The 13,709-nt window shown below is 72.4% G+C and carries 12 protein-coding genes; 6 read left to right on the top strand and 6 right to left on the bottom strand.

The features are described from left to right. The first annotated feature begins 24 nt into the window (after positions 1-24). From JOD48_RS01700 to JOD48_RS01690, 3 genes are all read left to right on the top strand, one after another. Positions 25-777: a DinB family protein gene (locus JOD48_RS01700; protein WP_204806949.1), complete on the top strand. Its 753-nt coding sequence runs from the start codon at positions 25-27 to the stop codon at positions 775-777. Positions 778-892: 115 nt separating this feature from the next. Continuing rightward, positions 893-1,630 carry a HEAT repeat domain-containing protein gene (locus JOD48_RS01695; protein ID WP_191789955.1) on the top strand — a complete coding sequence of 246 codons (738 nt, stop codon included), beginning with the start codon at positions 893-895 and terminating at the stop codon, positions 1,628-1,630. A gap of 163 nt (positions 1,631-1,793) precedes the next feature. Beyond that, positions 1,794-2,390: a VanZ family protein gene (locus JOD48_RS01690; protein ID WP_191789956.1), complete on the top strand. Its 597-nt coding sequence runs from the start codon at positions 1,794-1,796 to the stop codon at positions 2,388-2,390. Here the strand turns inward: JOD48_RS01690 and JOD48_RS01685 are convergent. The 6 genes from JOD48_RS01685 to JOD48_RS01660 all read right to left on the bottom strand — a co-directional run bounded on the left by JOD48_RS01685 (position 2,387) and on the right by JOD48_RS01660 (position 10,475). Then, positions 2,387-2,740 (bottom strand): helix-turn-helix domain-containing protein, encoded by a 354-nt coding sequence (locus JOD48_RS01685; RefSeq protein WP_191789957.1) that lies wholly within the window; start codon positions 2,738-2,740, stop codon positions 2,387-2,389. The genes JOD48_RS01690 and JOD48_RS01685 overlap by 4 nt on opposite strands. Before the next feature lie 320 nt (positions 2,741-3,060). Then, positions 3,061-4,794: a glycoside hydrolase family 43 protein gene (locus JOD48_RS01680; protein WP_239527308.1), complete on the bottom strand. Its 1,734-nt coding sequence runs from the start codon at positions 4,792-4,794 to the stop codon at positions 3,061-3,063. Between the two features lies 1 nt (position 4,795). Continuing rightward, the gene (locus JOD48_RS01675; protein ID WP_204806947.1) at positions 4,796-7,264 is read right to left on the bottom strand and encodes a beta-xylosidase/alpha-l-arabinosidase; all 2,469 of its coding nucleotides are present in this window, start codon (positions 7,262-7,264) and stop codon (positions 4,796-4,798) included. A gap of 7 nt (positions 7,265-7,271) precedes the next feature. Beyond that, entirely contained in the window at positions 7,272-8,222 is a 951-nt protein-coding gene (locus JOD48_RS19350) for a carbohydrate ABC transporter permease (RefSeq protein ID WP_191789960.1), read from the bottom strand. Further along, positions 8,222-9,142, bottom strand: a complete 921-nt coding sequence (locus JOD48_RS01665) for a carbohydrate ABC transporter permease (protein WP_191789961.1) — start codon at positions 9,140-9,142, stop codon at positions 8,222-8,224. The genes JOD48_RS19350 and JOD48_RS01665 overlap by 1 nt, the downstream gene beginning before the upstream one ends. Before the next feature lie 25 nt (positions 9,143-9,167). Next, a complete protein-coding gene (locus JOD48_RS01660) occupies positions 9,168-10,475 on the bottom strand; it encodes an ABC transporter substrate-binding protein (RefSeq protein ID WP_204806944.1) in 1,308 nt (435 codons plus the stop codon). A 191-nt stretch (positions 10,476-10,666) separates the two neighbouring features. Between JOD48_RS01660 and JOD48_RS01655 the strand changes: the two genes are divergently transcribed. The 3 genes from JOD48_RS01655 to JOD48_RS01645 all read left to right on the top strand — a co-directional run bounded on the left by JOD48_RS01655 (position 10,667) and on the right by JOD48_RS01645 (position 13,694). Beyond that, a complete protein-coding gene (locus JOD48_RS01655; protein WP_191789963.1) occupies positions 10,667-11,677 on the top strand; it encodes a LacI family DNA-binding transcriptional regulator in 1,011 nt (336 codons plus the stop codon). A 131-nt stretch (positions 11,678-11,808) separates the two neighbouring features. Beyond that, complete coding sequence (locus JOD48_RS01650) at positions 11,809-12,015, top strand: hypothetical protein (RefSeq protein WP_191789964.1); 207 nt, start codon at positions 11,809-11,811, stop codon at positions 12,013-12,015. Positions 12,016-12,161: 146 nt separating this feature from the next. Continuing rightward, complete coding sequence (locus JOD48_RS01645; protein WP_204806942.1) at positions 12,162-13,694, top strand: glycosyltransferase 87 family protein; 1,533 nt, start codon at positions 12,162-12,164, stop codon at positions 13,692-13,694. Positions 13,695-13,709 lie beyond the last annotated feature (15 nt).

Genomic DNA, 13,709 nt, shown 5'->3' with positions numbered 1-13,709 from the left:
CCCGGTGTCCGTCATCGTGGAGCGATGACGACCTATTCCAGGACGAAGGAGTTCGAGGGCGCGACCTTCGTCAGGGCCAGCTTCAAGGGCGCCACCCTGCGGTTCTCCGACGTCAGCGGCGTGACCATGCGCGGCGTCGACGTGGGCGGTCTCGACATCGACAGCCACGACCTGTTCTTCGGCAGCCTGATCGTCAACGGGGTCGACGTCGTGCCGTACGTGGACGCCGAGCTCAACCGGCAGTTCCCCGGCCGCGAGCTGCAGAAGGCGCAGACGGTCGACGGGCTGCGCGAGGGGTGGGTCGCCGTGCAGTCCGCGTGGCAGGAGACCGTGGAGGGCACGCCACCCGACCTGGTGGACGCCCACGTCGAGGACGAGTGGTCCGTGGCCCAGACCCTGCGGCACCTCGTCCTGGCGACCGACGCCTGGCTCCGCGGCGGGATCCTGCGGATCGAGCAACCGTTCCACGAGATCGGGCAGATCTTCACCGGCGCCGGCGAGATGGGCTTCGACCTGTCGATCTTCCGCACGGACACACCGACGTACGAGGAGATCCTCGCGGTGCGGGCCGAGCGCCAAGGGCAGGTGACCGAGTTCCTGGCGACGGCCACCACGGAGCTGCTCGCGGAGGAACGCGACGACCCGTGGGGCGGGGAAAACTGGCACCCCAGCGTCGGGGACTGCGTGCGCGTGATCCTGGAGGAGGAGTGGGCGCACCTGCGCTACGTCCGCCGGGATCTCGCTCTGCTGCGTGAGGCCCCGCCCGCGTCGCCGTGAGGCTCCGGGGCGGGTGCCGAGAGCGCGCGACGCCCGCCGAGACGGGTCTTTCGACGGCCGCACATCGGCCGAACGGCCCTACCCGAGCAGGGGCGGGAGCCCTAGCGTGCTGGTCATGAGCGTGCGTGAAGAGCACCGGGCGGCCTTGCGCGCGCTCGACGATGATCCGGCCGCCGTGCGCGCCTACCTCACGGCCCGCTCAGGGCTCCCCGGGCCTCGGGCGAACCTCGAGCTGATCGGTGCGTTCGCCGACGTCGCGCCGGCAGGCCTCGTGCTCTCCCTGGCCGACTCCCCCGACGAGTACCTGCGCTGCTGCGGGACGGTCGGCCTCGGCCGGCTCGTCGTCGACGTCCCCGCCCGTGCACGCACCGACCTGACCGACCTGCTGCGCGTCCGCGCGGCTGAGGGGTCGTGGCGCGTCCGCGAGGCCGTCGCGATGGCGCTGCAGCGCATCGGCGACGCCGAGACCGCCACCCTCGTCGCGCTCGTGGCCTCCTGGGTCGACGACCAGGACCCGCTGGTTCGCCGAGCCGCGGTCGCCGGGATCTGCGAGCCGCGCCTCCTGCGAACCCCCGCCACCGTGACGGCCGCCCTGGACGCCTGCGCGGCCGCCACCGCCTCGATCCACGCGCTCCCGCCCGACGCCCGCCGCGACACCGGCGTCCGGACGCTGCGGCAGGCCCTCGGGTACTGCTGGAGCGTCGCCGTCGCGGGTGACCCGGCCTCAGGTCTGCCGCGCTTCGCCGCGCTGCGCGGCTCGGACGACCCGGACGTGGCCTGGGTCGTGCGCGAGAACGAGAAGAAGACCCGCCTTCGCCGCCTGCTCGACCCGCCCGACGTCCCGTCCGCGTGATCCGGGCGCCGCACGAGCGCGCCCGGGCGACGACGACGGTCGTACTCGCCGTCATGTCGGGTCCGACCACGGACGGATGCCGAGCCCGTCGCGCGACGGGCACTCTTGCGTGGAGCCGCGGCACCAGCCGCCGCGCAGGTCTCGGAGAAGGCGCAGGTCGCTCGTGTTCCACCAGGTCCCGGTCCTCCCGGTCGTCGTCCCTCTGGCCGCGGCGGTGCTCGCGGGGTTGATGTGGTCACTGATCCGCAGCGGACGCTTCTCCGTGCCGCGAGCCACGGTCGCCCTCGCGCTCTGCGTCTACGTCGCCGGGATCGTCGCGAACACCGTCTTCCCGGTCTTCCTGGACAAGCCCGTCAGCAGCGCCCCCTGGGGCAGCCATCTCGCCGTCGTGCCGTTCGTGGACTACGAGGTCGCCGATGCGGTCATGAACGTCCTGGTCTTCGTCCCGGTCGGCGTCCTCGTGCCGCTGCTCGCGCCCCGGGCCTCGTGGAGACGGGCCGTGGCGGCGGCAGCGGTCCTGAGCCTGACGATCGAGGTCACCCAGCTCGTGACGGCGCACCTGCTGGGTGGGGGGCACATCGCGGACGTGAACGACCTGATCTTCAACATCACCGGCGGGGCGGTCGGCTTCGCGGTGTTCTCGGCGCTCGTGAAGATCCCGTCCGTCAGCGCCGTCGTCGACCGGTTCCGCTGGCACGAGATCACGGCCTGCGCCCGGGGCGCCGCAGCGATCCCCGAGGGCTGGCGGCGTGGTGACTAGTTGCGGGTGTGGTGTGATGCGTCGAGGTCGAGCTCTATGCGTTGACCGTTGATCGTGACGGCGAGCGTGATGTCGGATCCGCCTGCTGCGCTGAGATAGTCGACGAGCGTGGACCACAAGACGTCGCTGCGCCGTTCGGTGCGCGAGACCGTGTTCTGTCCGACTCCCAGTCGTTCACCGAGCTGCTTCTGCGTGAGATCGGCGGCCTTGCGGATCGCCGCGAGATTGAGGGCGTAGGCGCGATCCTCGGTGTCCATCTCCTTGCGGATCGCTGCGACGGCCTGGGCACGTTCGGGGGTCCGTAGATATCCCGTCAAGCGGTCATTGCCGCGGACGAAATCGTCGCGCATGCGATTCTGACTCATGGTTCACCACTCCGCTCTCGTAGCCACTGGTCGATGATCTGGTCGGCCCGTGGTCCAACACTGTCGTAGAAGACGTCGCCCATCGCTGCCTTGTCGTTGCTGAACAAGGCGACCACCGCGCGGGCGTCACCGTCTCCCTGGTCAGCCCGCTTCTCGAGTTCGGCGAAGTACCGGTCGAAGGCCGCGGTCCAGTCGATCAGAACCCACTGAGCATGCCTTCGAAGGGATATCGCTTCAAGGGGATGTCATGGACGATCTGCCGGTCGGGGCCGAGCGTGAGCACGGGTCCTGCGGCCTGCAGATGCTCAGCGCCCTCGGAACTCCACGCACTCGACGTCCGCGACCGTCGCGGTCGTCGTCCCGCGGCCCGTCGCGTACGGACCGACCCACACGCCCAGGAACCCGCCCGCCTCGGGCGAGCTGAGCCGCCCGCCGTGCACGGTCGCGACGGCGTGGAAGCCAACCAGCGTCCGGACCCCGAGCGCGTACTCCTGACCGGTGGCGTGCAGCACCACGTCCACGGCTCCCTCGGCCAGCCCCAGCGGCCCGAGCGCCGCGCGCCCCACGACGACCTCCTCGCCGCCGAAGCGCTCGACCACGAGCACCTCGCGCCCGCCGACTGCCCCTGCGGAGTCGTCAGCGGGCGCCGCCCGCGTCACGACCGCCGCGATCCACGCCTCCTCGGACTGACGCACCGCGAGCCCGGCCCACTCGTCGGGCCCGGCGGGGTCGACGTCGACACGCACCGTCAGATCCATGTCCGCGTGCTGCTGGCGGCGGCCCAGGAACGCGGGGGTCGCGACGTCGGACAGCGTCGCGGGCAGCAGCGGGAGCCGCAGGTGCCAGGGCCGCTCGGTCAGGGACCAGAAGCGCTCCCCGGTCCGCACCTGGTTCCACGCGAGGTCGAGCCCCTCGCCGGGGCCGTCGAACGTCTCGTGCACGACGACGGCACCCACCCCTGAAGGCTGGCCCACCACCTCAGCCGGTGAGCCGCTCCCCGGAAGCCGCGCTCCGACGTCGGGCAGGGGGAAGCTCCCCGCGACGTGGCCCACACCCCGGGCGACCACTGGCCACCCGTCCTCCCAGACGACAGGGGCGAGGAACGTCTCGCGCCCCAGGTTGGGGAAGTAGCCGCCGTAGGGGCGGCTGCCGAGCAGGACCATCCACCACTCGCCGGCGGCGGTCTCCACGAGGTCCCCGTGCCCGACCCCGACCACGGGGAAGTCCCGGCCGAGGTGGCGGTGCGTGAGGATCGGGTTCGCGGGGTTTCCCGTGTACGGGCCGGTGACGGTGTCGGCGCGCGCGACCGAGACGGCGTGGCGGTGCTCGGTACCGCCCTCGGAGGCGAGCAGGTAGTAGTGGTCGCCGACCCGGTACAGGTGCGGACCCTCGGCCCAGACCGCGCCGTGCAGCGCGCCGCGCCACAGGACGTGCTCGGGGCCGACAAGCGCGCCCGCGGCGAGGTCGAGCTCGCGCAGCCACACCTCGGTCTGGCCCTCCCACTCCCCCGGGTCGGCCAGGCGCGTCGCGGTGAGCCACACGCGCCCGGTCGAGTCGTCGAAGAAGAGCGACGGGTCGATCCCCTCGCCCTCGAGCCACACGGGGTCGGACCACGGCCCGGCGGGGTCGGTCGCGGTCACGAGGAGGTGCCCACCCCGGCCCTGGGTGTGGACGAGCGTCGTGACGACGTAGAACGTCCCGACGTGGCGCCGGATCGTCGCGGCGTACAGCCCGCCCGAGGACGGCACGGTCGACAGGTCCACCTGGTCGGTGCGGTGGATCGCGTGGCCCACCTGCGTCCACGTCACGAGGTCGTGGCTGTGGAAGACCGGCAGGCCCGGGAAGTACTCGAACGTCGAGGTGACGAGGTAGTAGTCGTCGGGCGCACCGCCCGAGCCGGGGAACCGGCAGACGCTCGGGTCGGGGTGCGTCCCGGGCAGGACGGGGTTCGTGAACGTGGTCCCGGCGGGCATGGCCCCGGCCGCCGGACCCGAGGTCGGGACGGGGGTCAGCCGCCGGACCGGCCTCGGGTCCGTCATCTCAGGCCTCGTCCACCACGAGCGGCGCGTGCAGCTCGCGCGTGTGGTCGACCACGCGCACGTCGCCCACGAGCGACACGGAGGCCACGAGCCGCACGTCGGCGCTCGACGCCCCGAACCGCAGCTCGATCGCGCCGGGCTCGACGATCCGGCGCCCGTCACGGCCCGTGAAGGACAGGACGTCGGCGGGCACGGTCGCGCTCACGCGCGCCGAGGCGCCCGCGACGAGCGGCACGCGCACGTACCCGACGAGCCGCTGCACGGGCCGCACGACCGACGCCACGGGGTCGTGCGCGTAGAGCTGCACGACCTCGACGCCGTCGCGCCCGCCGGTGTTCCGCACGACGAACGACGCCTCGAAGGCCCCGTCGGTCGCGGCCTCGGCCGCGCTCACCACGAGGTCCGACCAGTCGAAGCTCGTGTACGTGAGCCCGTGGCCGAACGCGAAGGCCGCGGTCGGGTCGATGTTCGACACGTCGGTCGCCTGCGCGAGCGTCGCGGCCAGGTAGGACGTGGGCTGGGCGCCCTCGGTCCCGGGCACGCTCACGGGCAGCCGGCCCGACGGCGCCACGCGCCCCGACAGGACGCCCGCGACCGCAGGGGTCCCCTCCTCGCCCGCGAAGAACGCCTGGACGATCGCCGCGGCACCGGGCTCACCGGGCGCGGGGGTCGCGGCCGCGCCGAGCGCGTAGGGCCGACCCGAGAGGATCGTCGCGACCACGGGGCGACCTGTGGCGAGCAGCGCGTCGAGCAGGTCCTGCTGGGCGCCGGGCAGGCGCAGCGACTCGGCGTCGCAACCCTCGCCGCTCGTGCCGCGGCCGAACAGCCCGGCCCGGTCGCCCAGGGCGACCACGACGACGTCGGCCTCGCGGGCGAGCTCGACCGCTGCCGCGATGCCTGCGGCGTCGGCGGCCGCGACCTCGGCCGTGCTCACGGCCCCGGTCGAGGACGGGTCGCTCGTGCCGTCGAGCGTGATCGCGGGCAGCACGTCGACCGTGACGCCCGGCAGCTCGGCTCGCAGGGACTCGGCGAGGGTGGGCAGCGCGAGCCCGAGCGGGATCTCGGGGTGGGCCAGGCCCACGTGGGCGGGGAACGAGTAGCAGCCAAGCACGGCAATGGGGTCCTCGGCCGTGGGACCCACGAGCGCGATCCGGCGCACGTCCGCACCGAGCGGCAGCACGCCGTCGTTCGCGAGCAGGACCACGGCCTGCTCGGCGACCTCGCGGGCCAGCGCGCGGTTGGCGGGGCCGTCGAGGTCGACGGTCCCGCGCAGGGCGGCGGCCGGGTCGTCGGAGCCGGCCGCCACCCCGGCGAGCACGTCCGCGGGCACGTCGCGCAGCACCGCGGGGACGGGGTCCCAGTCGGCGTCGAGCAGGCCGAGCTCGACCTTCTGGCGCAGCACGCGCTCCAGGGCGCGGTCCACGAGCGCGACGTCGACCTCGCCGGCCTCGAGGGCCGCGACGAGCGGCTCGCCGAACGTCTTGACGGTCGGCAGCTCAACGTCGACCCCGGCCGCGAGCGCCGCCGCGGCGGCCTCGGCCCAGTCGCCGGCCACGCCGTGCATGATCTTGAGGAACGCGATCCCGAAGTAGTCGGCGACCACGGTCCCGTCGAAGCCCCACTCCTCGCGCAGCAGCCCCGTGAGGAGCTCGCGGTCGGCGGCCGAGGGGATGCCGTCGGTGTCGGTGTAGGCGTGCATGACCGAGCGCACGCCGCCCTCGCGGACGGCCATCTCGAACGGCGGCAGGATCACGTCGGCGCGCTCGCGCGCCCCCATCGAGACGGGCGCGTGGTTGCGCCCGCCGCGCGAGGCCGAGTACCCCGCGAAGTGCTTGAGCGTCGCGACGATCCCGGCGGACTCCAGGCCTTGCACGTAGGCCGTGGCCACGGTCCCGACGAGGTACGGGTCCTCGCCGATGGTCTCCTCGACGCGGCCCCAGCGGGCGTCGCGCACGACGTCGAGCACGGGGGCCAGGCCCTGGTGCACGCCGACCGAGCGCATGTCCTGCCCGATCCGCTCCGCCATGCGGCGCACGAGCGCGGGGTCGAACGACGCGCCCCAAGACAGCGGCACGGGGTAGGCCGTCGCGCCCCACGCGGCGAAGCCCGCGAGGCACTCCTCGTGCGCGAGGGCCGGGATGCCGAAGCGGTTCGCCGAGCGCACGCGCTCCTGCGTCCGCAGCAGGGACAGCGCGCCCAGGGCCGGGTCGACCGGGTTGGTCCCGAAGGGCCGGGTGAGCTGCCCCAGCCCGTCGGGCAGGATCGCGTCGAGGTCGACGCCGTCCTCCATGTCGTGCTGGTGGGGGGCGACCTCGCCGCCCTCGGCCGACGCGCCGACCCACACCCCGAAGAGCTGGGCGACCTTCTCGCGCAGCGTCATCTCGGCCATGAGCGCCTTGACGCGGGTCGCGGTGTCGACCGACGGGTCGGACCACACGGGCAGGTCGGTCTGGTTCGTCTGAAGAGTCATGGTGGAGCTACTTTCCGCCGACGCCCATGAGGCCCTGGACCAGGGCACGCCGGGCGAACAGGTACACGAGCAGGATCGGGATCATCGACATGACGACCGCCGCGAGGAGGCCGGGGATGTTGACGCCGTACTGCGTCTGGAAGTTGAAGAGGCCGAGCGTGATGACCTTGGTCGACTCGGACTGCGTGAGGATCAGGGGGAACAGGAACCCGTTCCACGCCTGCAGGGCCGAGTAGACGACGATCGTCGCGACGCCGCCCTTGGACAGCGGCAGCACGAGCTGCATGAACACGCGCTTGGGCGACGCGCCGTCGAGGGCCATGGCCTCGTAGAGCTCGTTGGTGATGTCGCGCATCGAGCCGCTGAGGATGATCGTGCAGATCGGCAGGCAGAACGCCGCGGTCGGCAGGATCACGCCGATGAGGTTGTCGTACAGGCCCACGACCGAGATGACGTAGAAGATCGGGACGATCACGGCGCTCGCGGGGACCGCGAGGCCCAGGAGGAACATCCGGAAGATGCCCGTGGTGGCGCGCGAGCGGTTGCGCACGATCGCGTACGACAGCGGCGGCACGAGCAGCACCACGATCCCGACCACGGCGACCGTCACGACGAGCGTGTTGAGGAAGTAGCGGCCGAAGCCCTGGTCGAACGCGTTGGTGAAGTTGTCGAGCGTGAACGTGGTCGGCAGGGACAGGGGGCCGCCCTGGGCGTACCCGGCCTGCGTCTGGAACGACGCGGTGACGAGCACGTAGAGGGGGATCGCGACGATCAGCAGCCAGATCGTGACCGCGACGCCCGCGCCCCAGTTGGGCCGGTTGCGGCTGCCCTTTCCTGCCCGACGGCGCAGCGGGACGCCCGCGCTCGTCGTGCCCGGGCGGGACGCACCACCCGAGCCGGGTGACGTCGTCGGGCCGGAGACCTGCTCCGCGGGGGTGACGCTCAGGTCGTTGCTCATCACACGCCCTCCAGCTCGCTGCGCATCTTGTCGTACCCGGACAGGCGGACCATGACCAGCGAGATCGCGGTCGCCGCGACGACCAGGACCACGGCGATCGCCGAGGCCAGACCGAAGTCGAAGCCGCGGAACGCCTTCTGGTACATGTAGAAGGCCGTGATGGTCGTGTCCGTGCCGGGCCCGCCGTTGGTCAGGATGAGGACCGTGTCGAACGTCGTCAGACCACCGACGACCATGAGGATGACCGACGTGATCATGGTGTTGCGCAGCTGCGGGAGCGTGATCGCGAAGAACGAGCGCACACGCCCGGCGCCGTCGATCTCGGCCGCCTCGTAGAGCATGGGCGGCACGGCCTTCGCGGCGCCCTGGTAGATCAGGGCGTGCAGCGGCGTGAACTGCCACAGGCTCACGAACACCAGGACCGCGATCGCGGTCGACTGGTTGCCGAACAGGTTGCCGTCGCCGAACAGCCACTCCATCTGGGCCGGGACGCCGAAGTTCGGGTCGAGCACCGCGCGCCACAGGACCGACACCGCGGCCGCGGACAGCAGGAGCGGCACGAAGAAGATCGCCGAGAGCACCGCACGGTTCCACTGGTGGCCCGCGGCCCACACGCCCAGCAGCATCGCGACCGGGGTCTGGGTCGCGACGCCGAGCGCCGTCAGCACGAGCGAGAGCCCGATGCTCTTGAGCATCACGGGGTCGTCGAGGAGACGGGACCAGTTCTCGGTCCCGACGAACTCGGGGCTGCCCAGGCCGCTCCACTGCGTGAACGACAGCACGAGCACGAGGACCATGGGCAGGAGGGCGAAGAGCCCGAAGAACAGGGCGGCGGGCAGGGCCCAGACCACGCCCGGGCGACCGACCTGGAGGTCGGCGGCGCCCGGGCGCGTGCGCCCCTGGGGTGCGCGGGTGGTCATGACGATCTCCGTCCGGGGGACCGGGTCAGCGCGAGGCCGGCAGGGACTTCATCGCAGCGATGAAGCCGTCGGCGTCGATCTGGCCGCTGAAGAACTGCTGGACCGCGATCTTCAGCGGGGTGCCGGCAGCCGGGGGGAACGCCTGGTCCCAGGACATCTGGAAGTGCGGCGCGTTCTTCACGAGGTCGAACTGGAAGGCGGCGTAGTCGGGGCTCGCGGCCTGGTCCAGGAACTGCTCGGTGTTGGTCGTGGTCGGCAGGTTGCCGATCGCGAGCTGCGCCTCGACGAACTCGTCCGAGTACATGAGCTGGAGGAAGTCACGCACGGCGTCCGGGTAACGCGTCGTGGCGAGCACCGAGTAGAAGTTGTTGGTGTTGCCCGTGATGTTGGCCGCGTCGCCCTTGCCGCCGTCGATCGCGGGGAAGGCCGTGTAGCCGAGGTTGGCGTCGGTCCACTCGGGGTCGACGTCGTAGTGCGTCGAGTAGTTCCACGAGCCCATGAGCTCGAACGCCGCCTTGCCCGTGCGCAGGAGCGCGGGCGAGCCGCCGTCGGTGAACTTCACGGAGTCGAAGTTGGTGCCGAACGCGCCCGCGTCGATGAGCTCGGACAGCTTGTCGAGCGCCTCGTGGCTCTCTGCCGAGTCCCACACGTCGGTCTCGCCCGCGAGGGCCTTCTCGAAGAGCTCGGGCCCCGCGACGCGGTCGAACGCGTACTGGTACCACATGAGGGTCGGCCACTGGTCGGCGCCACCGAGGGCGATCGGGGTGACGCCCTTGGCCTTGAGGGTCTCGACTGCGGCGAGGAGCTCGTCCCAGGTCTGGGGGGCCTCGATGCCCGCGTCCGCGAGGACCTGCTTGTTGTGGAACAGCATGACGGGCTGCGTGCCGCGCATGGGGATGCCGTAGGACTTGCCGTCGATCACGGCCGAGTTGAACACCGCGGGCAGGAACGCGTCCTTGAGCTGGGGGTCCTCGGCGATGAAGTCGTCGAGGGGGAGCAGCAGGTCGGCGTCGACGAAGGGCTCGATCGAGCCGCCGCCCCAGTTGAAGAAGACGTCCGGCGCCGCGTTGGTGTCGATGATCGTCTGGAGCTTCTGCTGGTAGTCGGCGCCGGGGATGGTGTCGAGGACGACCTTGACGTCCGAGGTCTCGTTGAAGGTGTCGACCATCTGCTGCTCGACCTTGTTGGTCGCGTCCCCGTAGACCATCACGTGGATCTCGTTCTCGGGGCGGCTCGACCCACCGGAGTCCCCGCTCGCGCACGCTGCGAGCGGGAGGACCAGCGCCGACGCCACGGCGGCGGCCGTGAGCGACTTCCGCGTTCTTGTGTTCATCATCGAACCCTTTCGAAAGTTTCGGCGTCTGCGCCGAAAGTACTCGGTTGCCCTGGACTCTAAGACGCGAAGTGCTCGCGGTCAACACCGAGTCTGAACCGTTATCTGCTGCGAGAACCCTGAGAACTGCCCGCCGAGACCTCGGAGTTCACCCGTCGAAACTTTCTGTCCGAGGCGCTACGCTGACCGGCATGACCGACGACGTTCTTCCCGGCCGGGTCACCCTCGCCGCCGTGGCGGCCGAGGCCCAGGTGTCCCTCTCGACCGTGTCCAAGGTGCTCAACGGGCGCACCGACGTGTCCGCGGGGACCCGCGACCGGGTCGAGGCGCTGCTCGTCCAGCACGGCTACCGGCGCCGCAAGAGCCCCACCGCCTCGGCCCCCCTCATCGAGATCGTGTTCCACGAGCTCGAGAGCATCTGGGCCATGGAGCTCATCCGCGGCGTCGAGGACGTCGCGCGCGAGCACGGGGCGAGCGTCGTGCTGACCGAGTCGGGCACCCGGCACGCCCCCGGGCCCGAGTGGATCGAGGGGGTCCTCGCGCGCCGGCCGCTCGGCGTCGTGCTCGTCTTCTCGACGCTGCCCGCGGCCGTCAAGGAACAGCTCCGCTCACGTGCCATCCCGTTCGCGGTCATCGACCCCGCAGGGGATCCCGAGCCCGACGTCCCGTCGGTCGGCTCCGCGAACTGGCAGGGCGGGCTCATGGCCACTCGTCACCTCATCGAGCTCGGCCACCGCCGCATCGGCGTCATCACGGGCCCCGAGGACATGATGTGCTCGCTCGCACGCCTCGACGGCTACCGCTCGGCGCTCGGCACGGCCGGGATCGCGGCCGACCCCGACCTCGTGCGGTTCGGCGACTTCCACCCGCAGGGCGGCACCGACCGCGCCGAGGAGCTCCTGAACCTGCCCGAGCCGCCCACCGCGATCTTCGCGGGCTCCGACCTCCAGGCCCTCGGCGTGCTCGAGGCCGCGCGCCGCCACGGGCTCCGCGTCCCCGAGGACCTCTCGATCGTCGGGTACGACGACGTCCCCGTGGCCCGTTGGTCGAGCCCCGCGCTGACCACGGTCCACCAGCCGCTCCAGGAGATGGGCCAGGAGGCGGCGCGACTCGTCCTCAAGGCCCGCGAGGGCGATGTGACGAACACGCGCATGGACCTCGCGACGAGCCTCGTGGTGCGCGGGAGCACGGCGGCTCGATAGCACCGGGGATACCCCACCCCCGTACGCCACGCCACCGGGGGCCACGTGACTCTCTTCACGCGCATCTCGCGTCACGTGGGACCCGCAACCGTGTCTACCGTGGTGAACGCACAACCCCGGAGGTACGAACCATGAGCACCCAGCACGCCACCGAGCCCGCCCCCGTCACGGCCGGGCTCTCGCGCCGCGAGATCCACCACGCCCAGACCGCCTCCCCTGCCCCGAGCCTCTGGCAGCGCCTGCACACCTCCCCCACCCACCCGGTCGCGCTCACGGTCTCGACCGTCGCGGTCGGGGTCCTCGCGGGCATCGGCGCGGGCGCGCTCCTCAACCTCTGACGACCCCGCCCTCCCGCTGAGCGCGGAGCAGTCGTCGTCGATCGGCCGCCGCGACGACAGCTGCTCCGCACTCGACGGCGCGGCGGCGAGGTGCGGCGTCAGGCCTCCGCGCGCGGCCCGGTGCCACGCCGGGCAGACTCGAAGAAGTGAGCCCCGCACCCCGCATCCCCCGCCCGGACCGCCGGCCGGGCGCTGCGCTGGGCTGGGCGGTCGCCGCCGGGGTCGGGGCGCTCGCGTTCCTCGTGCGGTGGCACCTCGTGGGCGGGACGGTCGGCCTCCGCGGGTATCACGGGTACGACGACGGCGTGTACTTCTCGTCGGCCGTGTCGTTCGTGCACGGCCTCCTGCCGTACCGCGACTTCCTGCTCCTGCACCCGCCCGGCTCGATGCTCGCCCTGACGCCCTTCGCGGCGCTCACCGCGTGGACGAGCGACAGCGACGCCCTGGTCGCCGCGCGCGTGGGCTTCCTGCTGGTCGGCGCCGCGAACGCGGTCCTCGTGACGCGGGTCGCGCGACGGTGGGGCACGACCGCGATGGTCGTCGGCGGCGTCCTGTACGCCGTGTCGTACGCCGCGGCGTGGGCCGAGCGCATCACGCTGCTCGAGCCCTTGGGGTCGCTGTGCCTGCTGGGCGGGGTGGTGCTGGTGCTGCGCGGCCTCGATGCGGACCGGCACCCCGCGACCGGCCCCGGGGTGGGCTGGCTGTGGGCGGGCGGCGCGGTCCTGGGGCTCGGCGTGACGGTCAAGATCTGGGGCGTCGTGCCGCTCGCGGTCGTGGTCGTCTGGTTGCTCGTGACCGCGGGGTGGAAGGTCGCGGCGCGGGCGGCCGCAGGGGCCCTCGCGGCGGTCGCGGTCGTGGTGGCGCCGTTCGCGCTGGCCGCGGGCGGGGACATGTTCCGCATGGTGGTGCTCGACCAGCTCGGGCGACCGCGCGAGAACGACACGGGCGTCCTCCAGCGGCTCACGTGGATCGCGGGCACGGGCGACGCGCAGTGGGTACAGACCCCGACGGCGCAGCTCGCCCTGGTCTGGGCGGTGCTGGGCGCCGTGGTCGTCGCGGCTGTCGCCGCCTGGGTCGGGCGGCGCGGTCGCCTGTGGGTCGTGCTGCTCGTCGTGCAGACCGTGGTGCTCGTGGCGTCGCCGTCGGCGTACCAGCAGTACGCGGCGTTCGTCGTCCCGGCGCTGGTCCTCGTCGTGGCCGCGGCGGTCTCGCTCGTGCCGGTGCGCTGGCGGGAGCCGGTCGCGGCGCTCGTGTGCCTGGGCTTCACCCTCGGGGCCGGGGTGACGGCGACGCAGCGCGTCGTGCCGTTCCCGGCCGCCGAGGTGCGGTCCCACCTGCCGGTCGACGGGTGCGTCCGCGCCGACTCCCCCGCGCTGCTCGCGCTGACCGACGTCCTGAGCCGTGACCTGGCCCGCGGCTGCGAGCTGCCCGTCGACCTGTCGGGGTACGCGTACGACGTCGGGTCGAAGGACTCCGCGGGGACCCCCGTACCACGCGCCCGGAACGCCGCGTGGCAGCGGGAGGCGTTGCGCTACCTGACGTCGGGGTCGGCGACGCTCCTGGTGCGTTCGATCGGGAACGGCTTCGACGAGGCGACGACGCGGACCCTCGACGGGACGACCACGACGGTCCTGGACCTGCGGGGCGTGCGGGTGCTGGCCCCGGGCGGCGAGCCGTAGGACGACCGGGGTCCC

It is taken from the genome of Oerskovia paurometabola, from assembly GCF_016907365.1.
In the GTDB taxonomy this organism is placed as follows: Bacteria; Actinomycetota; Actinomycetes; order Actinomycetales; family Cellulomonadaceae; genus Oerskovia; species Oerskovia paurometabola.
The sequence above is the reverse complement of the archived record's forward strand: the minus strand, read 5'-3'. Positions and strand labels throughout refer to the sequence as shown.

What these genes read in the sequence shown, in the direction of transcription:
- JOD48_RS01700 (WP_204806949.1), top strand. Translation starts at nt 25, where the DNA reads ATGACGACCTATTCCAGGACGAAGGAGTTCGAGGGCGCGACCTTCGTC.
- JOD48_RS01695 (WP_191789955.1), top strand. Translation starts at nt 893, where the DNA reads ATGAGCGTGCGTGAAGAGCACCGGGCGGCCTTGCGCGCGCTCGACGAT.
- JOD48_RS01685 (WP_191789957.1), bottom strand. Translation starts at nt 2,740, where the DNA reads ATGCGCGACGATTTCGTCCGCGGCAATGACCGCTTGACGGGATATCTA.
- JOD48_RS01680 (WP_239527308.1), bottom strand. Translation starts at nt 4,794, where the DNA reads ATGACGGACCCGAGGCCGGTCCGGCGGCTGACCCCCGTCCCGACCTCG.
- JOD48_RS01675 (WP_204806947.1), bottom strand. Translation starts at nt 7,264, where the DNA reads ATGACTCTTCAGACGAACCAGACCGACCTGCCCGTGTGGTCCGACCCG.
- JOD48_RS19350 (WP_191789960.1), bottom strand. Translation starts at nt 8,222, where the DNA reads ATGAGCAACGACCTGAGCGTCACCCCCGCGGAGCAGGTCTCCGGCCCG.
- JOD48_RS01665 (WP_191789961.1), bottom strand. Translation starts at nt 9,142, where the DNA reads ATGACCACCCGCGCACCCCAGGGGCGCACGCGCCCGGGCGCCGCCGAC.
- JOD48_RS01660 (WP_204806944.1), bottom strand. Translation starts at nt 10,475, where the DNA reads ATGAACACAAGAACGCGGAAGTCGCTCACGGCCGCCGCCGTGGCGTCG.
- JOD48_RS01655 (WP_191789963.1), top strand. Translation starts at nt 10,667, where the DNA reads ATGACCGACGACGTTCTTCCCGGCCGGGTCACCCTCGCCGCCGTGGCG.
- JOD48_RS01650 (WP_191789964.1), top strand. Translation starts at nt 11,809, where the DNA reads ATGAGCACCCAGCACGCCACCGAGCCCGCCCCCGTCACGGCCGGGCTC.